Source organism: Candidatus Krumholzibacteriia bacterium (assembly GCA_035649275.1).
GTDB lineage: Bacteria > Krumholzibacteriota > Krumholzibacteriia.
The window spans coordinates 1-23,466 of record DASRJW010000067.1 but is presented as its reverse complement, the minus strand read 5'-3'; the positions used below and the strand labels follow the sequence as shown (position 1 = coordinate 23,466).

Genomic DNA, 23,466 nt, shown 5'->3' with positions numbered 1-23,466 from the left:
CTTAGATCTTGCCGAGAGCGCGCAGAACGCGGTCCGGCGTCATCGGCAGCTGCGTCAAGCGGACGCCGGTGGCGTGCCGGATCGCGTTCGCGATCGCCGGCGCCGGACCGTTGGTGGGTACTTCGGCGACGGATTTGGCTCCAAAGGGCCCGGTGGGCTCATAGGACTCGACGACCAGTGTCTGTACTGCCGGCATGTCGTCGGCGTGGATCATCTTGTAGTCGACGAGATTCGGATTCAGCATGCGGCCGCTCTCGTCGTAGAGCATCTCTTCGCAGAGCGCATAGCCGATGCCCATGGCGACGGCACCTTCGATCTGCCCTTCCACCTGCAAGGGATTGATGGCGGTGCCGCAGTCCACGGCGGAAACGAAGCGCAGCACCCGCACGCGCCCCGTCTCGGTGTCCACCTCGACCTCGGCGAACTGCGCCGCGAAGGGGGGAGGCGAGTCGCGGATGCAGAAGGAGGCGCGCCCGAGGATCTGGGTCATCTCGCGGTGCATGGCGTGATCGGCGATCTCGGCCAGCGAGAGGCTGCGACCGCTGTCGCTCTCGACCCGATTGCCGCTGCAGCGCAGGCGCTCCGCCGAGATCCCGAGGAGGCGAGACGCGACCCCCAGGACCTGGTCGCGGGCCTCCTCGGCGGCACGACGCACGGCGTTCCCCGATACATAGGTGATGCTCGAGGCATAGGCGCCGACGTCGTAGGGGACGAGATCGGTGTCGGCAGCGTAGACGAGGATGCGGTCCAGGGAGACGCCGAGCGTCTCCGCCGCGATCTGCGCCAGCGCCGTGTCGGCGCCCGTGCCGAGGTCGGTGGCCCCCATGCTCAGGTTCCAAGAGCCGTCCTCGTTCAGCTTGATCGCGGCGGCACCCCAGTCGACGCCGGCGACGCCGGAAGACTGCATGGCGAGGGCGACACCCATGCCCCGAACCAACTCGCCGTCGCGCGGCAACGCGTCACGCTTCTCCCAGCCGCTCGCTCGGGCCCCTTGTTCGATGCAAGCTTCCAGTCCATAGCTCTGGATCCGGCGCGTCCAGCCCTTGCCTTTGGCTTCCAAGGCGGCAGAGACCAGATCCACCTCGCCGTCACGGATCATGTTGCGCCGGCGGAGCTCGAGCGGGTCCAGGCCCAGCTGACAAGCCAACTCGTCGATGGCGCTTTCCAGGGCGAAGAAACCTTGCGGGGCGCCGTATCCACGGCAGGCGCCGGCGATGGGATGGTTGGTGTAGACGACGTCGCAATGGAAGCGGCGCGCCGCACGATTGTAGAGGGGCAGCGTCTTGCTGCCGGTGCTCCCGGTGACCGTGATCCCGTGGGTGCCGTAGGCCCCGGTGTCGGAGAGCACGCGCATGTCGATGGCGGTGATCTCCCCGTCCCGCTTGGCTCCGATCGCCACCTCGAGCTGCATGGCGTGCCGGGTGCGACTCATGACGAACTCTTCGCTGCGGTCGTATTCGATCTTCACGGGCTGGCGCGTCGCGAGCGTGAGGGCCGCGCAAGCGTCTTCCAGAGTCATCTCCTGCTTGCCGCCGAAGCCGCCCCCGATGCGCGGTTTCATGACGCGGATGCGCCCGAGGGGAAACTGCAGCGTGCGGGCCAGCAGCCGGCGCACGTGGAAGGGAACTTGAGTGCTCGTCCGCACCAGGAGACGGTCGTCTTCGTCGAGCCAGGTGATGACGACGTGCGGCTCCAAGCTCACGTGCTGCACCGCCTGCACCCGGTAGACATCGCGGTGCACGAGGTCCGCTCGAGCCAGCCCAGCGTCCACGTCGCCCACCTCGAAATCGAGAACCGCCGCCAGGTTGCGCGACCGGTCGGCGATGCCGGTGCTCTCGGTCTCGTCGTGGAGGACAGGCGCGCCCGGCGCGAGAGCGTCGGCAGGTTCGAAGACAGCGGGAAGGATCTCGTAGTCCACCCGGATGCGGCGCAGCGCCTCGTCAGCAGTGTCGTCGTCCACGGCGGCGACGAGGGCGACGCGATCGCCGACGTAGCGGACCTTGCGGTCGAGGAGATAGGCATCGTAGGGCGACGGCTCGGGGTGGCTCTGCCCCGCAGTCGTGTGCGGCACCCGGGGCACGTCGGCATGGGTGAGCACGCAGAGGACACCCGGCAGGGCCAGGGCCTCCCTCGTATCGATGTGCCGGAGACGCGCATGCGGATGCGGGCTGCCCAGGATGCGGCCGATGACGAGGCCATCGGGGTGCACGTCGTCGGTGTAAACCGCCCGGCCACGGACGAGCTTCTCGCCATCCACCTTCGGCAGCGAACGCCCGACGCTCTCGTGCTCGGTGGCGCTTGCTGGTGGCTTGGTGATGGTGGTCATCGACTCCCTCGAGAGTCCGCGAGCCCTTCCCGGTATTGACGGGTCGCTGCCAGCGGCTTGGCGTAGCCCGTGCAACGACAGAGTGTCATCACCTCGCGCAAGTCGGCTTCGCTCGCCTCGGGTTCGGCGTCGAGGAGCGCTTTCATGGAGAGCAGCATCCCTGGAATGCAGAAGCCGCACTGCGCCGCGGCGTGCTGCAGGAAGGCCTGCTGCAGCGGGTGGAGCTCTGTCCCGGCGAGCGCCTCCACGGTCTCCACCCGGCCGGCCTCCGCCTGCAGCGCCAGGGTGCTGCAGGAATCCACCAACGAGCCGTCGAAGAGAACGCTGCAAGCACCGCAGTCGGCGGTCTCGCAGACACGCTTCACGCTCTTCCAACCCTCGCGCCGGAGCACATCGAGAAGCGAGTCTTGCATCCGCACCTGGAAGGTGTGGTGGGCGCCGTTCACCACCAGCGAGAGAGGGACTCGGCCGGGGCGGATGTGTTGCTCGCTGCTCATGCCTGCTCCCAGCTCACCCGTCGCCGCTGCCCTGTACGCCGACGCGATAGGACTGGCCATCTTCGTAGCGCGGCACATGCCCGGCGCGGTGGGGATCGGCGACCCACTCGAGGCTGCGGCAGAGGAGCACGCCGCAGACGTGGCGGCGCCACTCGCGGGTGGCGCGCATGTCGCTGATGGGGCGGATGAAAGAGCGCACCGCGTCCACGGCGCGGCCTACACGCGCCGACCAGTCGGCGCCGCGAATCTCTCCTCCCACGAGCTCGGCTTCGGCGGCTGGCACACGTGTCACCGTGGGGTGCACGGCGCCGACCGCCAGGCGGGCGGAGAGTACCCGCTGCTTTTCCACCTGCAGTGCCACGGCGCAGTTGACCTGGGCCAGGTCCTTGACGACGCGCCCGATCTTGCGGAATTGAGCCCGCCAGGTCCGCGTTCGTGCCGGCACCTGCACGGCGGTGAGGAGCTCGCCCGGCTGGAGAACGGTGGTGAAAGGCCCAGTGGCGAAGCCATCCAGGGGGACGTTGCGCCGCACACAGTCGCCCGCAGGTGTGGCCCGGGCGAGTTCGAGCTGTGCATCCAGGACGAGGAGCGCCGGGACCAGGTCGGCGGCCGGCAAGGCATGCGCGATGTTGCCGCCCACGGTCGCCATGTTGCGTACCTGCAGGGTGCCGAAGTGCAGGCAAGCGCCGACGAGAACCCCGTCAGCCCACTGTTGCACCACCTCGGCCCGCCGCACCGCTTCGATGCGCGCCGTCGCGCCGAGCACCAAGCCCTCGGGCTCGACCCGGATGCCGTCGAGACCGAGTCGGGTGATGTCGATCAGCGCCTCGACGGGTTCTTCTTCCAGAAGGAGGTCCGTACCGCCGGCGAGAAGTCGTGCCCGGGGCTCCCGCAGGAGCAGACTCAGGGCCTCCTCCAGACGATCAGGCCGATAGAAAGCCCCGAGGCCTGGGATCACGCATCCTCCTCGACGGATGTGCAGGAGCGCCGCAGTGGTGCAAGGCGTCAGCATAGCACGGTTGACAGTGCCGACGACGCAACCTTAGAGTTTTTCGAGACTTGTGCGAGACCGTGGGGATCCACGAGCGGAGGCGGGGCCTCTCTTGGGAGATTCTCTCGACGACCTGTTGCGCCAGTTCGAGCAGGGGAACAAGAGAGCGGCGGCCCGTCTCATCAGCGTCGTCGAAGATGCACGGCCGGAGTCGCTCGCCGTCCTGGAACGACTGTATCCTCGGGTGGGTGGAGCGGCGCGGGTCGGCGTCACCGGGCCTCCGGGAGCGGGGAAGAGCACGCTGGTGGACAAGCTGGCGGAGCTCCTGGTCGCCGCTGACGAGCGTCCGGGCATCGTCGCGGTGGATCCCACCAGCCCATTCACCGGTGGCGCGCTCCTCGGCGATCGGGTGCGGCTCGGGCCGGTCGGCAACGACGGCCGCATCTTCTTCCGCAGCCTGGCGACGCGGGGCAGTCTGGGTGGGCTGTCGCTGCACGCCTCTGAGGTCGCCGATGTGCTCGACGCCTTCGGCTGTACCTGGGTGCTCCTCGAAACGGTCGGCGTCGGACAGTCGGAGCTCGACGTCGCCGAGAAGGTGCAGACGACGATCGTGGTGCTGGTCCCCGAATCGGGCGACGGCATCCAGGCGATGAAGGCAGGTTTGATGGAGATCGGTGACATCTTCGTGGTGAACAAGCGCGACCGCGGCGGCGCCGAGAAGATGGAAGCCGACCTCCGCACCACTCTGGAGATGAAGGAGTGGCCGGGCTGGGAGCCGCCGGTGCTCCTCGCCGAAGCGCGGGCGGGGACCGGCGTGCCCGAAGTACTCGAGGCGCTGCGTGGCCATCGCGCCTGGCTGCAAGCTGAAGGACGGCTGCGTGAGAAGCAGCGCCGCGCCCTGGAGTCCCGAGTGCGTGATCTGGTGCAGGATCAGCTCACGAGCGCGCTCTGGGCGGACCCAGAGGTGCGGCGGCTCTTCGCCGCCGGCATGAACGACATCGAGAGCGGCAGGGGAACTCCGTACGCCCTGGCCCGTTCCCTGCTGCAGCGAAGCGGGGTGCTGCAGCGGCCCCACGAGCCCGAGGAGTGAACAGCATGGCAGGGAAACGCGACACGACCCATGCAGGGCGCCGGCAGAAGGCGGCGAGTGAAAGCGGCGTGCAGCGCAACGCCGACTTCACCACGCTCTCTGGCGAGACGCTGCATACGCTCTACACGCCGGCCGACCTGGACGGTTTCGACTACGAACGCGACTTGGGTTCCCCAGGGGAGTACCCCTTCACCCGCGGTCCCTACGCCAACATGTACCGCGGCCGCTTGTGGACGATGCGGCAGTTCTCCGGTTTCGGCAGCGCCCGGGAATCGAACCAGCGTTACAAGTATCTGCTCGCCCAGGGCGGCACCGGGCTCTCCGTGGCCTTCGACTTGCCGACGCTCATGGGCGTGGACCCGGACGACGAGCGCGCCGAGGGCGAAGTGGGGCGCTGCGGCGTTTCCATCGCCAGCCTGCGCGACATGGAGACGCTCTTCGACGGCATCCCCCTCGGTCAAGTGAGCACCTCCATGACCATCAATGGTCCGGCGGCGATCATCTGGGCCTTCTACATCGCGGCCGCGGAGAAACAGGGGGCGAAGCGGGGGCAGCTGCGCGGCACGCTGCAGAACGACATCCTCAAGGAGTACGTCGCCCAGAAGGAATTCATCTACCCGCCGGCGCCGTCCATGCGCCTGGTGGTGGACACCATCGAGTTCGCCACCCGGGAGATGCCGCTCTTCCATCCCGTCTCCATCAGCGGCTACCACATCCGCGAAGCCGGCTCCACGGCGGTGCAGGAGCTCGCCTTCACCCTGGCCGACGGTTTCGGCTACGTCGAGGCGAGCCTCGCCCGCGGACTGGAGGTGGACGCCTTCGCCCCGCGGCTCTCCTTCTTCTTCAACGCCCACAGCGATTTCTTCGAGGAGATCTGCAAGTACCGGGCGGCGCGGCGCATCTGGGCCCGGCACATGCGCGAGCGGTACGGGGCGCAGGAGGAGAATTCTTGGCGCCTGCGCTTCCACACCCAGACCGCTGGCTGCTCGCTCACCGCGCAGCAGCCGGAGAACAACATCGTCCGCGTCGCCTTGCAGGCCTTGGCTGGAGTGCTCGGCGGCACCCAGAGCCTGCACACGAACTCCATGGACGAAACCTTGGCGCTACCCACGGACAAGTCGGCGAAGATCGCCCTGCGGACGCAGCAGATCATCGCCCACGAGACCGGCGTGGCCCACGTCATCGATCCCCTCGGGGGCAGCTACTTCGTCGAGTCCCTCACCCAGCGCATGGAGGCGCAAGCGGAGGAGTACTTCGCCAAGATCGAGGCCCTGGGCGGCGTCGTCGCCGCCATCGAGGAGGGCTTCCAGCAGCGCGAGATCGGCCGCGCCTCCTACCGCTACCAGAAAGAGCTGGAGGCGCGCCGCAAGGTCATGGTGGGCGTGAACGAGTACGTCGAGCCCGAGGAGAACCTGGAGATCCCGATCCTCAAGATCGACATGAGCACCGAACGCGAGTGCCGCACCGTCGTGGCCGACGTCCGGCGCTCCCGTGACGCGGCGCGCGCCGAGCGCTGTCTGAAGGAGCTGCGCGATGCCGCGCGCGGCGAGGTCAACCTGATGCCGGCCCTTCTCGAGTGTGCCCACGCCTACGTCACCGTGGGCGAGGCCGTGGCGGCCATGGGCCAGGTCTTCGGCGCCTACCGCGAACCGGCGGTGTTCTAGGCGGCCGCCGCCGGAGAGGGGGAGGCCCTGCGTCCCGGGGAAGAGAGAATCCGCGTCCTCATCGCCAAGCCCGGCCTGGACGGGCACGACCGCGGCGCCCGCGTGGTGGCCAACGCCCTCCGCGACGCCGGGATGGAAGTCATCTACGCCGGGCTGCAGCAGTCGCCGCAGATGGTGGTCAACGCCTGCATCCAGGAAGACGTGGACGTGGTGGCGCTGTCGATCCTGTCGGGAGCGCACATGACTATCTTCCCCCGCGTCCTCGAGCTGCTGCGGCAGAACGGCGCTGGCGACGTCCTCGTCACCGGCGGCGGCATCATCAGCCCCGAGGACATGAAGGCGCTGCAAAAACTAGGGACGGGCCGCCTCTTCGGCCCGGGCGCTTCCCTGCAGGAAGCGATCGATTACATCCGCGCCGAGGTGCGCTCGCGGCGGCAGCGCCGCGGAGCCTGAGCGGGAGCCTGGCAGATCGAGGTGGGCATGACCCGGATTCTCGAGGTCGAAGAGGCTGTGGCGCTGGTCCCGGACGGCGCCAGCATTCTGATGGGTGGCTTCGGTCTCTGCGGCATCCCGGAGAACCTGATCAAGGCCTTGGTCCGGCGCGGCACCAAGAACCTGACCGTGATCAGCAACAACGCCGGCGTCGACGACTACGGCATCGGCCTGTTGCTGCGGACAAAGCAGGTGCGCAAGATGATCGGCACCTACGTGGGGGAGAACGAGACCCTGGAGCGGATGATCCTGAGCAAGGAGATCGACATCGAACTCGTACCGCAGGGCACCTTCGCCGAGCGCATCCGTGCCTACGGCGCCGGCATCCCGGCCTTCTTCACCCCCACTGGCGTTGGCACCTTGGTGGCGGAGGGCAAAGAGGTGCGGCGCATCGACGGGCGGGACTACGTGCTGGAGCGCGCCCTCGGCGCCGATTTCGCCTTCCTCAAAGCCTACCGCGGCGACCGCATGGGCAACTTGGTGTACCGGCGCACGACGCGTAACTTCAACCCCATGATGGCCACGGCGGCGAAGACCACCATCGCCGAGGTGGAGGAAATCGTGGAGGCCGGCACCCTGGACCCCGATTCCATCGTCACCCCGGGGATCTACGTCGATGTCCTGGTGCGGGGGGAGGTGTATGAAAAGCGTATCGAAAAAAGAACTCATCGCCCGGCGGGTGGCGCGTGAGCTGCGCGACGGCTTCTACGTCAACCTCGGCATCGGCATTCCGACGCTGGTGGCGAACTACGTTCCGGCAGGGATGCAGGTCGTCTTCCACACCGAGAACGGGCTCCTCGGCATGGGGCCGTATCCGCTGGAAGCGGAGATCGATCCGGACTTGATCAATGCCGGCAAGGAGACCGTTACCGCCATCGCCGGCGCCGCCTACTTCTCCAGCGCCGACAGCTTCGGCATGGTGCGCGGCGGCCATCTGGATCTCTGCGTGCTCGGCGCCATGCAAGTGAGCATGCGCGGCGACATCGCCAACTGGATGATCCCGGGGAAGATGGTGAAGGGCATGGGGGGCGCCATGGACCTGGTGGCGGGCTCGAAGCGCACCATCGTGGCCATGCAGCACACCGATCGCGACGGCACTCCCAAGATCTTGCGAGAATGCACCCTGCCGCTCACGGGCAGGGCTTGCACCGACATGATCGTCACCGATCTCGGGGTGATCCGGGTGGGTCCGGGGGGCCTCGAACTCCTGGAATACGCCGAGGACACCACCCCGGCGGCGGTGGCCCAGGCCACGGGGGCGCCGCTCGAAGTGCGTGGCGCCGTGCCCATGCGAGTCTGACCCAGGCGGCAGGGCTGCCGCCTCATCCCGAACACTGACCACCACAGCATCACGAGGGAGGAGCTTCATGGAGATTCACCAGGTCGGAGTCGTCGGCGCCGGCACCATGGGCAGCGGCATCGCCCAGGCCTTCGCGCTCGGCGGGCATCCCGTGGGTCTCGTGGACAGCGATGGATCGGCCCTCGACCGGGCCATGCAAGGTATCACCAAGAGCATGGATCGGCTCGTGCGCAAGGAGACCATCGGCAGCGACGTGGCCCACGCCGCCCTGGGACGCATCGTCACGGCCCGCGACCTGTCCCGCCTGCACGACTGCGCGCTGGTGGTCGAGGCGGTGTTCGAGAATTTCGCGGTGAAGCGGCAGATCTTCCAGGAGCTCGATGCGCTGCTGCCGCCGGCGGCGATCGTGGCTTCCAACACTTCTTCGATTTCGATCACCGCGCTGGCGGCGACGACTGGCCGTCCCGAGCGCGTGGTGGGCATGCACTTCTTCAACCCCGTGCCGATGATGAAGCTCGTCGAGATCATCCGCGGCGAGACCACCTCCGATGCGGTCTGCGCCGCCGTGGTGGGTCTCGCGCGCAGCCTCGGGAAGACGCCGGTGGAGGTGCGGGATTATCCGGGCTTCGTCTCCAACCGCGTCCTCATGCCCATGCTCAACGAGGCGATGTTCTGCTTGCAGGAAGGCGTGGCCGAGCGCGACGCCATCGACACCGTGCTCAAGCTCGGCATGGCGCACCCCATGGGGCCGCTGCAGCTGGCCGACTTCATCGGGCTCGACGTCTGCTTGGACATCATGAACGTGCTGTACGAGGGCTTCGGCGATTCAAAGTACCGGCCCTGCCCGCTGCTCAAGCGCATGGTGGCGGCGGGCCGGCTCGGCAAGAAGTCCGGCCGCGGCTTCTACGACTACACCGAGCAGAGGACGGCGTAGGCTGGGCCGCGTTCGCGCCGGGAGGCGTGCGTTGGAACCGGTGGGCCTGCGGCTCGACGAAGGCGTGGCCTGGGTCGAGTTCGGTGCGCCCGGGACCCGCAACCTGCTCACGCCGCCGCTCCTGGCCGCGGTGCCGCGAGTGCTCGCTGCGGCGGTTTCCGGCGGCGCCCGTGTCGTGGTGTTGCGCGGCCGCGGCGACTTCTTCAGCGCCGGTTACGACATCGCGCAGATCCCGGCAGAGCTCTTCGACGCCGACCCCGTGAAGAGTGGCCGCCATCCCTTCACTCGCTGCATGCGCGCGATCGTCCACTGCCCGGTGCCGACGCTGGCGGCGGTGAACGGCCACGCCATCGGCGGCGCCGTGGAGCTGGCGGCTTCCTGCGACCTGCGTCTCGCCCGCGCCGGCGCACGCCTCGGACTCACCGCGGCGCGGCTCGGTCTCATCTATCCCCACGCCGGGCTCGAAACGCTGCGGCGACTCCTCGGCTCCGCCCCGCTCCGTCACCTGCTGTTCACCGGCGAACTGGTGAGCGCGGCAGAGGCCGCACACCTCGGTCTCGTGGACCGCGTGGTGCGGCGGGAGCGCTTCGATGCCGCCGTGGTGGCGCTGGCACGGCGCATCGCCGCCAATGCGCCCCTCGCCGTGCAGGGGATGAAGGAAGCGCTCCGCCTCCTGCAGCGGCGCGGCGAGCTCGCCGGCACCGACCTCCGCGCCGTCCTGCAACTGCAGCAGCGCGCCTACCGCAGTGCCGACTTCCGCGAGGGCAGAGCCGCCTTCGCCGCCAAGCGCGAGCCCCGCTTCCGCGGCCGCTGAAGGTGGCGGTCTCTGAGGGTGGCGGCTGCTCTTGGCTCGGGCTGCTGAGGATGCGCCCGCGGGACCTCGCCTGCCGCGTGGGATCCCCGTCGTTCCCGGCGACGCGGCGGCGGGATACACTGCGGCTCGTGTGAGGCCGTCGTCCTCGGAGGCATCGCGTGAATACGCCCGACATCCCACCCGTAGGGGACGCCGACTTCGGTGCCCGTTGGGCCCGTTCAGTGTGGCGGTTGCCGGCTCTGACGCTGCTCGGCCTCGGCCTCCCGCTCGGGGTGCTCTTTGCCCTCCGCGGTATGCGTGGTCTTGTCCTGGGGGTAGGAGGCTTGGCGGGGGCCGTACTCTCGCTCGCCTGCCTGGCTCGGCCCTACGAGACACTCCTTCTCTCGATGTTCGTTTTCGGCTCTGGGCTCGATGTCTTTCTTCCTGGGCCCTTTGCCCTGGCCCTTCTCGCCTTCGCTACGGGTCGCGCTTTGTACGATCTCATGAGTGGTCACTCCCTTTCCTGGGGGACGCCAACATTCAAGATCTCCCTTGCGATTCTCATGGGAATCGCACTCACGTCGATCGTGATGGCGCGGAGCTTCGCGCTCGCTTGGGGCCGGATCGAGAACATCCTCTGGGGTGTCATGTTTTTCACTGCGATCAGTGCTCATGCCAACCGAACCCGTAGAATTCGACTCATCCTGTTGACCATGTCCCTCGCCTTCGCCACGAGTATCCTGGTTCGTCTTGTTCAGTTCCTGCGCTCCGCCGGTGCGGTTTACCTGCTCTACCCGACGGGAGAAACGCGCTTCGGTGTGGGCGACCCCAACTTCACCGCAGTCTTCGCCGCGACCTACTTGGTCACGCTCCTGCCGTTGCTGGGACGGGGCAAGGGTTGGTGGCGTTTGGCGCTGGTGCCCGTGGTGATGCTGCACCTCGTGGCGGTGGTTCTCTCGGCGTCGCGCACGGGTTTGGTTCTGGTGGGCTTGATGACTCTGATCCTGCTCGTCCGCGCTCCTCGGGCGCGCTGGCCTGTCCTGGGGGGCCTGGTGGTGGTGGGTATCGTCTTGGTCAACCTGCCACAGAAATACTGGCTCCGCTTCACCGATCTACAGCAGGTCGGAGGCATCGTCGTCGAGCGATCCCTGCAGCTCCGCATGCACGCCCTCGAAGCTGGCTTGGCGATGTTCCGCCGCCACCCGTGGCTCGGGATCGGACTGGGGAACTTCCCGGCCGAGTCGCCGCGCTACATGTCCGTGCCGCTTTGGGCCCACAACTCCTATCTGGATGTCGCGGTCACGTTGGGGATTTTCGGTCTGCTAGCTTTTCTCGTCTGGCTCCTGAGCGGCATGGAGATGGTGGCGCGTGCGGCGCGGCTCTGGGGAATCGCGGGGCGTGGCGCTGATCGCACTCTGGCCGTCTCCATCGGTCTCTCGTTCGGCGTCATTTGTCTGGCGGCGCTGACTCTGGACTTGGCGTTCCACCCCATCGTGTGGATTCTCCTCGGCCTCGCCAACGCGGCGCGTCAGTGTGCCGAGGCCGGGACGGAATAGGCCGACTGCGCCACCCGTAGGAACTGCACGTGACCCGGATCTTCAGCATCGGACACTCGACGCGCCCGCTGGCGGAGCTCATCGAGATGCTGCAAGCGCATAGCGTCCTCCAGCTCGTCGACGTGCGGGCGTTCCCGGGCTCCCGCCGGCATCCGCACTTCGCGCGCTCCTCTCTGGCAGCCACCTTGCCGGCGGCGGGCATCGCCTACCTGTGGCTGCCCGCTCTCGGCGGCCGTCGGCAGCCGGGGCAGGGTCGTTCGGCCAATACGGCGTGGCGCGAAGCGGCTTTTCGCGCCTATGCCGATCACATGGGAACGGCGGAGTTCGCGACGGCACGGGATGAGCTCGAGGAGAGGGCGCGAGCGCTGCCCACGGCCTTCATGTGCGCCGAAGCCTATTACCGCCGCTGTCACCGTCAGCTGCTGGCGGACGCCTTGGTTGCGCGCGGCTGGGAGGTGCTGCACATCGAGTCCATGACGCGCGCACCGGTGCACGCACTCGCGCCCTTCGCCCGCGTCGATGCCGGCGGGCAGGTCACCTACCCGGGAGATCCGCCCCTCCCGTTGGCGAGTGCTTGACGAGGCGTTCGCTGGTCACCGCCAGCTCAGACGAGCGCCTGTGGCTGACGCGGCTCGAGGGTCAAAGACACGACGGGGCAGAAGCGTACGCACAGATCACAGCCGATGCAGAGGGGATCTTCGCACTGTAGTTCGAGCCCCAGCATGTCGAGGGCCCGGGTCGGGCAGATGGACACACAGCCGGCGCACTGCAGGCAGGTGCCGCGGTCGATGTCGATGTGCCAGGGTCCGGCATGCCGTGTCATCGCAATCCCTTCTTCCCGCACCCGTTCATCTTCCCGGCGCACCCTCGTCTTCCCGACGCGATACCGCCAGCAGTTCGACCTACCAGAGCATGCGGGTAGCCTTCGCTACCAGCTTCGGATGCAGCGTGAGCGCGGTCTTGAAGATCCCCGTGTAGTCCACGCTGCGCGCGTCCACCGCGGAGACGGCGCGTTGTAGCGCCTCCACCGCCCAGTCGATCTCACGATCGTCCATGGTGAAGAAGAGCTTGCGCAAGCGGAAGAAGAGATCGTTGGTGCGGCCGACCCGACGATGCCAGCGTTGCTGGTACGGCCGGAGGCGCTCGGCCCGCAGGTCCCCGGCGCGGAGCGCGGCGCCGAGCTCGTCTCCCGCCTCCTCCGCCGACTCCAGGGCGTTCATGATGCCGCCACCGGAGAACGGATTGTTGGCGTGCCCTGCTTCGCCGACGAGCGCGGCCCCATCGGCCACCAGGCTCTTCAGACTGTGTGCCCCGGACACGGAGCCGGCCACCATTCCCAGGATGCGGCTCTCTGGAAACCGGGCGCGGACGAAGTCGTCCAGCCAGGCCCGCGCCGGCCGTGGCTGGCGCTCGGTGATGTGAATTCCGAGGCCGACGTTGGCGGTGCCGTGGTCCTTGGGGAACACCCAGGCGTAGCCGCCCGGGGCGACTTGGTGGCCGGCGTAGAGATCGATCCAGCGCTCACCGGAAGGGACGCCCTCCAATAGGTACTGCAGCGCCGAGTGCGCTTCGCCGAGCTTGAAGGCGCGGCGCAGGCCGAGCCATTGGCCCACGAGGGATTCCACCCCGTCGGCACCGAGGACGAGCCGGGCGCGAAACTCGGTGGTCTCGCCGGCGCGCGTGAGGTCCCGGGCTTGGATGCTGCGGATGCCGCGCTCCCAAGCGGAGACTCCAGTCACCTGCAAGGAAGTGCGCAGCTCCGTGCCCGCCTCGCGAGCTTGCCGTGCCAGTGCTTGATCGAATTTGTCGCGATGGAGCTGTGTGCCGACACCCGGCATGCGACGTTCGACGCAAGTCCCGGAAGGACCGAAGAGACGGGCGCCGTCGATGGAGCCGGCGATCCACTCCTGCGACAGGGGCAGGAAGTGCTCGAGCTCCGCCAGACTGCCGGCTGCCTCGCCGCAGCGCACCGGGACTCCCACCTCGGGGCGCTTTTCCGCCAGGACGACCTCGAAACCTTGGCGGGCTAGCTCCGTCGCGACGTAGGAGCCTGCCGGCCCCGCACCCACGACGAACACGTCCACGCTGCGCACGGTTTCCTCCAAGGATGCCGACCCCGGTTGCTCCACGGGCCGTGAAGCGCCGCCACGGCCTGGCGGAGTGCCACCTTTGCCACGACCTCCAGGTCCGTGACAAGAGGTTTCCCGCCCTCTCTCGATGCCTTGTCCCGCCTGCCTTGGAAGCCGCCTTGCCGGAGCCCACTGCGGCCGTCCCCGTTTCAGACTTCTGATCTCCCCATCGGACCGTCCACGGCGTCGACACCTGCTGTCTACGATGTGGACAGGCGGAGGCCTGTTGGCATGCGCAAGTGCTCGATTCAGAAACAACATTCAGACTGGCCCGGAACTTTCATCACTGTCTTGAGCCCATGGCTTGCCGCTGCCACCTCGACTCGAGATGAGGGCAGCAATGGAACTGCACTGGGCGGACGCAGTCGCACTGAGCATTTGCACAAGGACCGAGCATGCCAGAGCTCTAGGCGTTTTCCGCTGATAGAGTGAGCCAGAGTTCTCGGTGTTTTCCGCTGGGGAGGGCGTGCCAGAGTTCTCGGTGTTTTCCGCTGCGGGGGGGAGCGTGCCAGAGTTCTCGGTGTTTTCCGCTGGGGAGGGCGTGCCAGAGTTCTCGACGTTTTCCGCTGGGGGGAAGCGTGCCAGAGCTCTCGAAGTTTTCAGATTCAGGGCGTCCGACCTCTCATCGTTCTCCAAGGGGGAGTGACTCGCTGCGGTGTGAGCCAGACCTCCAAGGAGGGGGCGGGCTCGATTTCGGAGGTTCAGGCTTCCGTCGCGGACACTCAGACTAGAAAGATCTGACGGAGGAGGAACGCCACAGCGACGGCGAGAACGAGGGGGTGCAGCTCACGCCAGCGCCCGGCGACGAGCTTGAGGGCTGCATAGGCGATGAAGCCGAAGGCGATTCCTTCGGTGATGCTGAAGGTGAAGGGCATGATCACGAGGGTGAGGAAGGCAGGGAAGGCTTCGGTCCACTCGTCCCAGGCAATGCGGGAAACTGGTTGGAGCATGAGGCAGCCCACGGTGACGAGAGCTGGTGCGACGCTCGGATAGAGCCTTCCGGCGGGCGTCTCGATGCCGCCACCGATCATCTGGACCACCGGCGAGAAGGGGATGGCCAGAAGGAAAAGCGCCGCCACGACGACGGCCGTGAGGCCCGTGCGTCCGCCTTCGGCGACGCCGGCGGCGCTTTCGATGTAGCTCGTGATCGTGGAGGTGCCGAGGACGGCACCGCAAGTGGTGCCGATGGCATCGGCGAGCAAGGCCCGGCGGGCGCGGGGCAACTTGCCGTGTTGCAGGAGACCAGCTTTCTCGGCGACGCCGATCAGCGTGCCCACGGTATCGAAAAGTGCGAGAAAGAAGAAAACGAGCACGGCCAGCGCCGCCTGGGAGTTGCTGAAGAGACCTGCCAGGTCCAGCCGGAAGGCGGCGGGCGTGGCGATGTCGGGGAGGCCGATGAACCCGTGGGGCTCGACGAGCCCCTGCAACCAGGCCACTGTCGTGGCCACGGCGATGCCACCCAGGATGGCGCCACGAAACCGGCGGGCGAGGAGCAAGGCAGCCGCTGCGATGCCGGCGAGCGCTGCGCGGGCGGGTGGCGTGCCGAGATCGCCGAGGCCGATGTGCGTGCCTGGCGCGGCGACGACGATGCCTCCCCATTCCAGGCCGACGAGCGCGATGAGGAGGCCGATGCCGCCGGCGATGGCGCGCTGTAGTGAGAGCGGCATGGTCTCGAAGACACGTTCTCGAAGGCCCACGCTGGAGAGAACGACGAAGAGGGCGCTGGCGACGAAGACGGCGGCGAGAGCCATCTGCCAGGAGAACCCCATACCGCCCGCAGCCACCGGGCGCAGACGGTGAAAGCGAAATAGAAGTTGTGTCCCATGGCGGGGGCGATGGCGATGGGATAGTTGGCGAGCAGTGCCATGAGCAGCGTGCCGAGGGCGCTGGCGAGGCAGGTAGCGAGAATCACAGCGCCGAAGTCCATGCCCGCCGCTTGGAGAACGGCGGGCTGGACGAAGAGGATGTAGGAAAGGGTCGCGAAGGTGGTGGCGCCGGCCAAGAGCTCGGTGCGTACGTTGCTGCCCTGAGCGCGGAGCGAGAAGCGTCGTTCGAGGAGCGCCTGCATGCGGACTCCCCTCAGGCGGGCTTCGGTGGGCTGGATCGGTCAGCTGGCCTTGCCGTCCGCCTCGATGACCACCAGGGTGGCGCCGGATTCGACTGCCTGGTTCAACTGCGCCTGCACCTCGCTCACTGTGCCCGCCACCTCGCTCGCCAGCTCGTTCTGCATCTTCATGGCCTCGACGACAACGAGGGGGCTGCCGGCACGGACGCGGTCGCCAGGGCGCACACGGACATCGATCACCAGGCCCGGCATGGGTGAACGCAGCACCACACGACCTTGCACCGCAGGGGCCTGCATCTGCTGCGCCATGGCCGCGAGCTCGTCGAGAACGCGGATGCGTACCTGCTTGCCGCCGATGGAGACGTCGAAGGCGCCGGGAGCGGCATGCACCGGTACGACATGAGCGAGGTAGGAGACATGATCCAGGAGCACGCTGAGCAGCGAGCGATCACCCAAAGTGCAGGCGTCCACCGTCGCCTGGCGGCCATCGATGCGGAGGAGGTATTGAGGCGCTTCGCCGCCGACTTCGACCTCGAATTGATGGTCTTGCGCGCGCACCTGGTACTTCATCCCGCAGCGTCCTCGTCCAGCACATCCTTGCCCGCCCGCGCGGCGCGCGCCCACGCCGACGCGCCGGAGTTTCGTGGCAGCCGGGGGGTGCGGTCGAGTTCGTACGCCCGAAGGACCGCGGCGGCCACGAAGCGCTCCAGCTCGGCGGGAGCAGGATCGAGCATCTCCGGCTTGAAGCTACGAGCGATGAAACCGGTATCCAGCCGTCCGTCGCGGAAGGCCGGCTGGTCCATGGCCCAAGCGTGGAAGGCAACGTTGGTGCGGAGGCCCTCGATGGCCAGATCATGGAGCGCGCGCTTCATGCGGGCGATGGCTTGCGGCCGGTCTTCGCCCCAGACAGCGAGCTTGCCGAGCAACGGATCGTAGTGCACCGGGACCTCGTAGCCTTCGTAGATGCCGAAATCGTTGCGCACTCCCGGCCCGTAGGGGATCGAGAGCTTGACGATGCGGCCCACGGCGGGCAGGAAGTCGCGGCGCGGATCCTCGGCGTAGATGCGGCATTCGATGGCCCAACCGCGCGGCTCGAGGGGGAGACGGTCCAGGAAGGAGAGCGGCTCTCCGGCCGCGACGCGAATCTGCTCGTGCACGAGATCGAGGCCCGTGACCAGCTCGGTCACCGGGTGTTCGACCTGCAGGCGCGTGTTCATCTCCAGGAAGTAGAAGTTCCCCGCCTGGTCGGCAACGAACTCCACGGTCCCGGCGCCCACGTAGCCCACCGCTGCGGCGAGCGACGTGGCCGTCTTGCCCATGCTCGCACGGAGCTCGGGCGTCACGAGCGGGCTCGGCGCTTCCTCAATCACCTTCTGGTGGCGGCGCTGGATGGTGCACTCGCGCTCTCCCAGGGCGGCGTAATGGCCGTGCTGGTCGCCGAACACCTGGACCTCGATGTGCCGAGGATCCAGGATGTACTTCTCGAGGAACAATTCCGGGTTGGCGAAAGCACGGCGGGCCTCCTCGGTGGTACGGGCGAAGGCGCTCTCCAGCTCCGCCGGCGCTTCGACGCGGCGCATCCCTTTGCCACCGCCGCCCGCAGCGGCCTTGAGCATCACCGGGTAGCCGAGGTCGGCGGCGATCGCCAACGCTTCGCGGAGATCTCGCACCGGCCCTGGGCTCCCGGGAACGAGCGGGACCTCGGCACGTCGCGCCGTTTCGCGCGCCTGCAGCTTGTCGCCCATGCGGGCGATCGCCTCGGGGGAGGGGCCGATGAAGAGCACCCCCGCGTCGCGGCAAGCGGCGGCGAAAGCGGCGTTCTCCGACAAGAAGCCGTAACCCGGATGGATGGCGTCGGCGCCGCAGGCGGCGGCGATGGCGAGGATCTTGTCGCCGCGCAGGTAGGTATCGAGGCTGGCGTTCCCGTCCAGTGGATAGGCCTCGTCGGCGCGCGACACGTGCAGCGCCGTGCGGTCCACCTCGGAGTACACGGCGACGCTGGCGATGCCCAGCTCGCGCAGCGCCTTGCAGACGCGGACGGCGATCTCGCCGCGGTTCGCTACCAACACCTTGCGCAGGCGGCGGGCAGGCCGGCGTCTCTCCACCGCTGGGGTCCCGACGCGCCGCGAGCGGACCACGGTACTAGCCTCCCCGGCGGCGCCTCCGGTGCGAGGCGCGGCGCCCGCGTCGGACCGCGGTGCACCCGATGGTCCGAAAGCGTCAGAGCGGGATGTTGCCGTGCTTCTTGCGCGGCAGGCTCTGCCTCTTGGTGTGCAGACTCTCCAGCGCCATGATCAGGAGCGGTCGCGTGTCCCGCGGCCGGATGACGTCGTCGAGGTAGCCCAGGGACGCGGCCACGTAGGGATTGGCGAACTGGGCGTTGTATTCCTCGATGAGCCGGGCCCGCACCTCGTCTCCGTCGGCCCGCTCCATCTCCTTGCGGTAGAGGATCTCCACCGCCCCCTCGGCGCCCATCACCGCGATCTCCGCCGTCGGCCAGGCCACATTCCAGTCGGCACGGATGTGCTTGCTCGACATGACGTCGTAGGCGCCGCCGTACGCCTTGCGCGTGATGACGGTGAGCTTCGGCACCGTGGCCTCGCAGTAGGCATAGAGCAGCTTGGCCCCGTGCACGATGATGCCGCCCCACTCCTGCTCGGTCCCGGGAAGGAACCCGGGCACGTCCTCGAAGGTGACGAGGGGGATGTTGAAGGCATCGCAGAAGCGGACGAAGCGCGCCCCCTTCACCGAAGACTTGATGTCCAGCACGCCCGCCAACACCTTGGGCTGGTTCGCCACCACGCCGACGCTGCGGCCGCCGAGGCGGGCGAAGCCGACCACGATGTTCCTGGCGTAGTGCGGGTGGATCTCGAAGAAGCTGTCGCGGTCCACGACGCGCGCGATGACCTCGACGATGTCGTAAGGCTTCTTGGGATCGTTGGGGACGATGTCGTCCAGCTCCGGGTCGCGGCGATCGATGGGGTCGTCGGTGTCCAGCCTGGGCGGTTCCTCCAAGTTGTTCTGCGGCACGTAGGCCAGGAGCTTGCGGATCATCTGCAAGCACTCGGCATCGTTGCCCGCCAGGAGGTGGGCGACGCCGCTCTTCGAGTTGTGCGTCATGGCTCCGCCCAGGTCCTCGAAGCTGACGTCCTCGTTGGTGACCCTCTTGATGACGCTGGGACCGGTCACGAACATGTGCGAGGTGCGGTCCACCATGACGGTGAAATCGGTGATCGCCGGCGAGTAGACGGCGCCGCCGGCACAGGGCCCCATGATCGCCGAGATCTGGGGCACCACTCCCGATGCGAGGGTATTGCGCAGGAAGATCTCGGCGTAGCCTCCCAGGCTCTTCACGCCCTCCTGGATGCGGGCGCCGCCGGAGTCGTTGAGACCGATCACCGGGGCGCCGTTCTGCAGCGCCAGGTCCATGATTTGCGTGATCTTGCGCGCATTGGAGAGAGAAAGCGTGCCGCCGAAGACGGTGAAGTCCTGGGCGAAGACGTAGACCGGCCGGCCGTCGATGGTGCCGTGGCCGCAGACGACGCCGTCGCCGGTGTAGCGGCGCTGGTCGAGGCCGAAATCATTGCAGTCGTGGGTGACGAAGACGCCGCGCTCGAGGAAGGAACCGCGGTCGAGAAGGAGCTCGATACGCTCTCGCGCCGTCAGCCGGGAGCTCTCGTGCTGGCGAGCGATGCGCTCCGGGCCGCCGCCGGCCAGGGCGCTCTGGCGACGGGTGTCCAGGTCGCGATGGCGCTGTTCTCGCGTGCTCTTCGCCATGGGACTCCGTACTGTCCACACGCCGGCCTGGCGCGGCGGTGCGGAATGTACCAGCTTCGCAAGTGGATGTAAAATCGGGCATTGTGCGGGCGGAGGAAGGATGGGGAACGGCGGCGACGGGGGAATGCAGGGCCGTCTGGTGGGTATCGAGAGAGGCGGAGAGCGGATGCAACGAGGCGGCGACGAGGAGCCCGAGGCGCTGGCAGCGCTCGTGCGCGCCGCGCAGGCGGGGGATGCGGCCGCCTTCCGGGAGTTGGTGGATGCGACCAAGCGCCCGGTCTATGCGCTCGGCTACCGCATGCTGGGCAACCACGACGATGCCGACGACGTGGCGCAGGAAACATTCGTGCGCGCCTGGAGCGCTCTCGAGCGCTACGACCCGCGCTACAGCTTCCTCGGCTGGCTGCGCACCATCGCGACGCGTCTGGCGCTCAACGTCATCGACAAGCGCCGCCGGCGGCGCACCGAGGGCGGGGAAACCTTCGAGCTGGCAGCGGAGGCGTCGGCAGCACCGAACCCGGGGCCGGACGCAGAGCTGGAGGCGAGGGAGATGGGAAGCGTGCTGGAGCAGGCGCTGCGCGAGCTCCCGGAGGAATTCCGCCGGCCGCTCCTGCTGCGCACGCACGAGGAACTCTCTTACGCCGAGATCGCCAAGGCGCTCGCGATTCCTGTGGGTACGGTGATGTCGCGCCTGCACCGGGCTCGCACCCTGTTGCGACAGGCGCTGGAAGCGCGCGGGATGCAGAGGAGCGCACGGAGGGAAAATGCCTGAGAACGTGCATGTCGGCGAAAGGCTGAGCGCCTATCTGGATGACGAGCTCGAGCCCAAGGTGCGCGCTGCCGTGGCGGCGCATCTCGCTGCTTGCGCCACCTGTGCCGGTGAGCTGGAGGAACTCCGCCTCCTGCAGGCGCAACTGCTCGAGACCGCGGTCCCCGACCCGGGAACGGCGTACTGGTCCAGCTTCACGAACCGCGTGCAAGCACGCTTGCCGACGGCGGGTGCGTCCGCTCCGTCGTCTTGGCTCGAGCGTCTGTCGAGCTGGTTCTTGCCGTCCGGCGGCCTCGGCTGGGTCCGTTTGGCCGGCGCCCTCGCCACCGTGACCCTGGTGGCGTACCTCGGCATGCGCGGCTTCCGGCCCGAGAGCGCAGGCCGGATCGAGCCGTTGCAGCAGGGGCGGGACGTCGCTCTGGCGCCGTCTCCGGCGCCGGCTGCTCCGGCGGAAAAGGCGCAGGACACGCAGAGCCAGGACGCGGTGGAACCCATCGAGGCGCATCGAGACGCGGCGGAACCGGCCAAAGAAAAACGTAGCGCGGAGAATGCACTCGCGGAGGAACGGGCAACAGAGACTGGTCGGGTCGAGAATCCACTCGCGAAACGGGAAGCGAGCGGGCGGAGCGCGGTGAAACAAGAATTCAGCCAGGAACCACCTGCCGCTGCGAGCCCTTCGGCGCCAGCTCCGGCGGCGGTCGGTGCGCTGGGGAGGCGCCAGCGCTTGGTGGCGCCCGAATCCGGCTCCGGAGTTGCGCCTGCGACTTCCGCTGCTCCCTCCAGGAGCGATGCGCCGGGGAAGTCTGCCTCGAAGCCTACGGGCGAACCTCAGCCAGCCGGAGTTCAGGCGCAGAAGAGTTCCCCAGAAGCTGCGAGCGAGCCAGCAAAGGATCTGGCCTCTCCGAGTCCTGCCGCTCTGGGCCGTGAAGTCGAGTCGAGTTCGAAGATGAGAGTAGCGCCCGTTCCTGGCACCGCGGCGGAGGAGAAACCGTCGCCGCTGGCCACCCTTTCGACTGGAAGGATGGAAGCGATGCACGCCACGCAGCTCGAGGCTCCGGCCGACGAGGTCACCGCACTGCCGGTGCGCGATTTCGTCGCCGCGGCGCTGGCGGGGGACACGCTCGCAGCGCGAGGAGCGCGCGAGCGCTTTGCTGCAGCGGCAGCGCCGGAAGTGACGGAGCTCGGGTCGATGGATGCGTGGTTGCACGGCGCCGCGGGGAAAGCGGCGCCGGCCAGCCGATTCTACGTCCGCAGCGCGGCGCCGCCCGGCGGCGCGAACCTCACCGCGCTGGACGCGCTCGTGTGGCCGCGGCGGCAACGGCAGGAGTTCCGGCAGCAGGTGGAGGAACTCGGGCGCCGGCTGGTGGAGGAGAGCGCCGTGTCCCCGGAGCTGCGACCGCGGGCCCAGGCCTACGCCGGCTGGCTGGCGGCGAACGCCACCGAGGCAGCGAGCCGGGTGGAATGGCAGCGCCGGCTCGAATCGTTGCGCTAGCGCGGCGGAAAGAATCAGAGCGCAGCTCGTGCCGCCTGGGTGCGGCGAGCGGGTTCGTCGCGGATCCTCGCCGAGAGTGCTGGCGTCGAGCGTGGGCCGTCCCTAACTTGGCCGTGATCCTCCAGTCTGCTCGGCACGAGACGAGGAACCATGCTCCGCAACGCTCGATGGTTTTCGGGAACGACGGCTCTCGTTCTTCGGACCGGGACGCTGCCGCCCATTCTGCTGTCGGCGACGCTGGCTCTCGTCCTGCTGCCCGCGCTAGCAGCGGCGATGCCGCGGACCTACCTGGCCGTCACGGGCGGTGCCACCGTTCTCACCGGCGATGTGAGCGGCGACGTCGTCGATTCGCGCACGATCGGCCAGCTGGAGCTTGGCATCGGCTCGCACCTCAACGACAACCTCCTCCTCGAAGGTTCGTTCGGCGTCTACGGCACTCAGGAGGTGCCCTACGAGCCGATCCTCGACCCCGCGGAGCTCTTGCTTCCCGAGAGCGTGCGCACCTACCGCATCGAGGCCAACCCGCTCATGCTGCGACTGCGCTACACCCGGAGTGGAATGCGCAAGGGGTACCTGAAGCCGGAGTTGCAGTGCGGTCTGGGATTCCTCGCCGTGACCCGATGGGTCCGGAACATCGCCGGGATCCAGCCGAACACAGCGAGCGACTTGCTGCTGGCGGGAGAAGCAGGCATTTCGGCGCTCCTCATCCTGGGGAAGAATTGGATGCTGCAGCTCGGAGCGCGCTACACGCTGACCCAGCGGCACGAACTGGTGGACGATCTGGACCACCTGGACAGCGTCGCAGTTCTCCTGGGCTTCCGTTTCTTCCTCAACAGTCCGCGTGACGAAGGCCTGCCGCCTCCCAAGGACGATTGAAAGCATCTGCATCGACCGGCACTGGATGCGCGAACTCGGTTTCTGCTATCATGAACACGGCGGCTAAATCGTCGTCGCGCTTCCCCTTCATCAGGTTGCCCCCACCGGTGAACCCTCTTCTCCTGCCGATGCTCCTGGCATTGCTCGGCTCGCTGCGCGACAGCGCGCCGGAGCCGCCTGAAGCCTATGCTCGGCCGCAGACCACCATCGCCAATTATTGGCACTGCATGCTCGAACGCCGGCACCTTTCGGCGTTGGAGTGTTTCGCCCACTTCACCCCGGCGGATGCGAACGAAATGGTGCCGCTGCCGGATATGGTCGAGCTCCGCTGCCGCGACTTCGCCGTCGCCGATCGGGGCCGCGGCATCGTCGACGTGACCTATACCGTGGAGTACCGCGTCGGTATGGGGGACTCCCTCAGGCGCTTCACCAGTGGCGATCGTCTCTGCCTCACCCGCGGCGGCTGGAAGATCGAGCGCCCTCTCTTCGCGGCGCGGGCCGGGCACTGAACGAGCCGCTGCAGGCGGTTCCCGGGCTGTGCTAGCGTCCGCTTATGTCCCTCTTCGCCGTCTCCGATCTGCACCTCGGCTTCGCAGTCGACAAGCCCATGGATCGCTTCGGCCCCGAATGGGTGGGCCACGCGGAAAAGCTCGCCGCCCGCTGGCGGGAGCGCGTCCGCGACACCGACACCGTCCTCGTCTGTGGCGATACCTCT

The 23,466-nt window shown here is 67.9% G+C and carries 21 protein-coding genes and 1 pseudogene; 13 read left to right on the top strand and 9 right to left on the bottom strand.

Annotated features, from left to right (window positions below):
* Position 1: 1 nt before the first annotated feature.
* The 3 genes from VFE28_06625 to VFE28_06615 are packed head-to-tail and all read right to left on the bottom strand — an operon-like array spanning position 2 to position 3,781.
* On the bottom strand, positions 2–2,326 hold the full coding sequence (locus tag VFE28_06625) for a molybdopterin cofactor-binding domain-containing protein (protein ID HZM15659.1): 2,325 nt from the start codon (positions 2,324–2,326) through the stop codon (positions 2–4).
* Positions 2,323–2,823: a 2Fe-2S iron-sulfur cluster-binding protein gene (locus tag VFE28_06620; GenBank protein HZM15658.1), complete on the bottom strand. Its 501-nt coding sequence runs from the start codon at positions 2,821–2,823 to the stop codon at positions 2,323–2,325. The genes VFE28_06625 and VFE28_06620 overlap by 4 nt, the downstream gene beginning before the upstream one ends.
* Before the next feature lie 13 nt (positions 2,824–2,836).
* A complete protein-coding gene (locus VFE28_06615; GenBank protein ID HZM15657.1) occupies positions 2,837–3,781 on the bottom strand; it encodes a xanthine dehydrogenase family protein subunit M in 945 nt (314 codons plus the stop codon).
* Between the two features lie 145 nt (positions 3,782–3,926).
* Between VFE28_06615 and meaB the strand changes: the two genes are divergently transcribed.
* The 9 genes from meaB (at position 3,927) to VFE28_06570 (ending at position 12,221) form a co-directional block, all read left to right on the top strand.
* Entirely contained in the window at positions 3,927–4,904 is a 978-nt protein-coding gene (meaB, locus tag VFE28_06610; protein ID HZM15656.1) for a methylmalonyl Co-A mutase-associated GTPase MeaB, read from the top strand.
* 5 nt (positions 4,905–4,909) lie between these two features.
* Positions 4,910–6,568: a methylmalonyl-CoA mutase family protein gene (locus VFE28_06605; protein ID HZM15655.1), complete on the top strand. Its 1,659-nt coding sequence runs from the start codon at positions 4,910–4,912 to the stop codon at positions 6,566–6,568.
* A gap of 27 nt (positions 6,569–6,595) precedes the next feature.
* The gene (locus tag VFE28_06600; protein ID HZM15654.1) at positions 6,596–7,021 is read left to right on the top strand and encodes a cobalamin B12-binding domain-containing protein; all 426 of its coding nucleotides are present in this window, start codon (positions 6,596–6,598) and stop codon (positions 7,019–7,021) included.
* A gap of 27 nt (positions 7,022–7,048) precedes the next feature.
* Positions 7,049–7,750 carry a CoA transferase subunit A gene (locus VFE28_06595; GenBank protein ID HZM15653.1) on the top strand — a complete coding sequence of 234 codons (702 nt, stop codon included), beginning with the start codon at positions 7,049–7,051 and terminating at the stop codon, positions 7,748–7,750.
* Entirely contained in the window at positions 7,701–8,360 is a 660-nt protein-coding gene (locus VFE28_06590; GenBank protein HZM15652.1) for a 3-oxoacid CoA-transferase subunit B, read from the top strand. Before VFE28_06595 ends, VFE28_06590 begins: the two co-directional genes overlap by 50 nt.
* 67 nt (positions 8,361–8,427) lie before the next feature.
* On the top strand, positions 8,428–9,294 hold the full coding sequence (locus tag VFE28_06585) for a 3-hydroxybutyryl-CoA dehydrogenase (GenBank protein ID HZM15651.1): 867 nt from the start codon (positions 8,428–8,430) through the stop codon (positions 9,292–9,294).
* Positions 9,295–9,334: 40 nt separating this feature from the next.
* Entirely contained in the window at positions 9,335–10,108 is a 774-nt protein-coding gene (locus tag VFE28_06580; GenBank protein ID HZM15650.1) for an enoyl-CoA hydratase-related protein, read from the top strand.
* A gap of 158 nt (positions 10,109–10,266) precedes the next feature.
* Positions 10,267–11,643: an O-antigen ligase family protein gene (locus tag VFE28_06575; protein ID HZM15649.1), complete on the top strand. Its 1,377-nt coding sequence runs from the start codon at positions 10,267–10,269 to the stop codon at positions 11,641–11,643.
* A gap of 29 nt (positions 11,644–11,672) precedes the next feature.
* Positions 11,673–12,221, top strand: a complete 549-nt coding sequence (locus tag VFE28_06570) for a DUF488 domain-containing protein (GenBank protein ID HZM15648.1) — start codon at positions 11,673–11,675, stop codon at positions 12,219–12,221.
* 26 nt (positions 12,222–12,247) lie between these two features.
* Here VFE28_06570 and VFE28_06565 read toward each other — a convergent pair whose 3' ends face one another.
* The 6 genes and pseudogenes from VFE28_06565 to VFE28_06540 all read right to left on the bottom strand — a co-directional run bounded on the left by VFE28_06565 (position 12,248) and on the right by VFE28_06540 (position 19,614).
* Positions 12,248–12,466 carry a 4Fe-4S binding protein gene (locus VFE28_06565; GenBank protein HZM15647.1) on the bottom strand — a complete coding sequence of 73 codons (219 nt, stop codon included), beginning with the start codon at positions 12,464–12,466 and terminating at the stop codon, positions 12,248–12,250.
* Between the two features lie 79 nt (positions 12,467–12,545).
* Entirely contained in the window at positions 12,546–13,736 is a 1,191-nt protein-coding gene (locus tag VFE28_06560; protein ID HZM15646.1) for an NAD(P)/FAD-dependent oxidoreductase, read from the bottom strand.
* A gap of 758 nt (positions 13,737–14,494) precedes the next feature.
* Positions 14,495–15,840, bottom strand: a pseudogene (locus VFE28_06555) (NCS2 family permease).
* A gap of 39 nt (positions 15,841–15,879) precedes the next feature.
* Positions 15,880–16,407, bottom strand: coding sequence for a biotin/lipoyl-containing protein (locus tag VFE28_06550; protein ID HZM15645.1), 528 nt, complete (start codon positions 16,405–16,407; stop codon positions 15,880–15,882).
* Positions 16,404–17,975 carry an acetyl-CoA carboxylase biotin carboxylase subunit gene (locus VFE28_06545; protein ID HZM15644.1) on the bottom strand — a complete coding sequence of 524 codons (1,572 nt, stop codon included), beginning with the start codon at positions 17,973–17,975 and terminating at the stop codon, positions 16,404–16,406. Before VFE28_06545 ends, VFE28_06550 begins: the two co-directional genes overlap by 4 nt.
* An 82-nt stretch (positions 17,976–18,057) precedes the next feature.
* Complete coding sequence (locus tag VFE28_06540; protein HZM15643.1) at positions 18,058–19,614, bottom strand: acyl-CoA carboxylase subunit beta; 1,557 nt, start codon at positions 19,612–19,614, stop codon at positions 18,058–18,060.
* A gap of 166 nt (positions 19,615–19,780) precedes the next feature.
* Here VFE28_06540 and VFE28_06535 point away from each other — a divergent pair, with 166 nt between their 5' ends.
* The 4 genes from VFE28_06535 (at position 19,781) to VFE28_06520 (ending at position 23,260) form a co-directional block, all read left to right on the top strand.
* Positions 19,781–20,386: a sigma-70 family RNA polymerase sigma factor gene (locus VFE28_06535; protein ID HZM15642.1), complete on the top strand. Its 606-nt coding sequence runs from the start codon at positions 19,781–19,783 to the stop codon at positions 20,384–20,386.
* Positions 20,379–21,875 carry a zf-HC2 domain-containing protein gene (locus tag VFE28_06530; protein HZM15641.1) on the top strand — a complete coding sequence of 499 codons (1,497 nt, stop codon included), beginning with the start codon at positions 20,379–20,381 and terminating at the stop codon, positions 21,873–21,875. Before VFE28_06535 ends, VFE28_06530 begins: the two co-directional genes overlap by 8 nt.
* Before the next feature lie 150 nt (positions 21,876–22,025).
* Positions 22,026–22,751 carry an outer membrane beta-barrel protein gene (locus VFE28_06525; protein ID HZM15640.1) on the top strand — a complete coding sequence of 242 codons (726 nt, stop codon included), beginning with the start codon at positions 22,026–22,028 and terminating at the stop codon, positions 22,749–22,751.
* Between the two features lie 50 nt (positions 22,752–22,801).
* Positions 22,802–23,260: a hypothetical protein gene (locus VFE28_06520; protein ID HZM15639.1), complete on the top strand. Its 459-nt coding sequence runs from the start codon at positions 22,802–22,804 to the stop codon at positions 23,258–23,260.
* Positions 23,261–23,466 lie beyond the last annotated feature (206 nt).

Coding starts and splice junctions, on each gene's coding strand:
- VFE28_06625 (HZM15659.1), bottom strand. CDS start 2,326: ATGACCACCATCACCAAGCCACCAGCAAGCGCCACCGAGCACGAGAGC.
- VFE28_06620 (HZM15658.1), bottom strand. CDS start 2,823: ATGAGCAGCGAGCAACACATCCGCCCCGGCCGAGTCCCTCTCTCGCTG.
- VFE28_06605 (HZM15655.1), top strand. CDS start 4,910: ATGGCAGGGAAACGCGACACGACCCATGCAGGGCGCCGGCAGAAGGCG.
- VFE28_06595 (HZM15653.1), top strand. CDS start 7,049: ATGACCCGGATTCTCGAGGTCGAAGAGGCTGTGGCGCTGGTCCCGGAC.
- VFE28_06590 (HZM15652.1), top strand. CDS start 7,701: ATGAAAAGCGTATCGAAAAAAGAACTCATCGCCCGGCGGGTGGCGCGT.
- VFE28_06585 (HZM15651.1), top strand. CDS start 8,428: ATGGAGATTCACCAGGTCGGAGTCGTCGGCGCCGGCACCATGGGCAGC.
- VFE28_06565 (HZM15647.1), bottom strand. CDS start 12,466: ATGACACGGCATGCCGGACCCTGGCACATCGACATCGACCGCGGCACC.
- VFE28_06550 (HZM15645.1), bottom strand. CDS start 16,407: ATGAAGTACCAGGTGCGCGCGCAAGACCATCAATTCGAGGTCGAAGTC.
- VFE28_06540 (HZM15643.1), bottom strand. CDS start 19,614: ATGGCGAAGAGCACGCGAGAACAGCGCCATCGCGACCTGGACACCCGT.
- VFE28_06535 (HZM15642.1), top strand. CDS start 19,781: ATGCAACGAGGCGGCGACGAGGAGCCCGAGGCGCTGGCAGCGCTCGTG.
- VFE28_06530 (HZM15641.1), top strand. CDS start 20,379: ATGCCTGAGAACGTGCATGTCGGCGAAAGGCTGAGCGCCTATCTGGAT.
- VFE28_06525 (HZM15640.1), top strand. CDS start 22,026: ATGCTCCGCAACGCTCGATGGTTTTCGGGAACGACGGCTCTCGTTCTT.
- VFE28_06520 (HZM15639.1), top strand. CDS start 22,802: ATGAACACGGCGGCTAAATCGTCGTCGCGCTTCCCCTTCATCAGGTTG.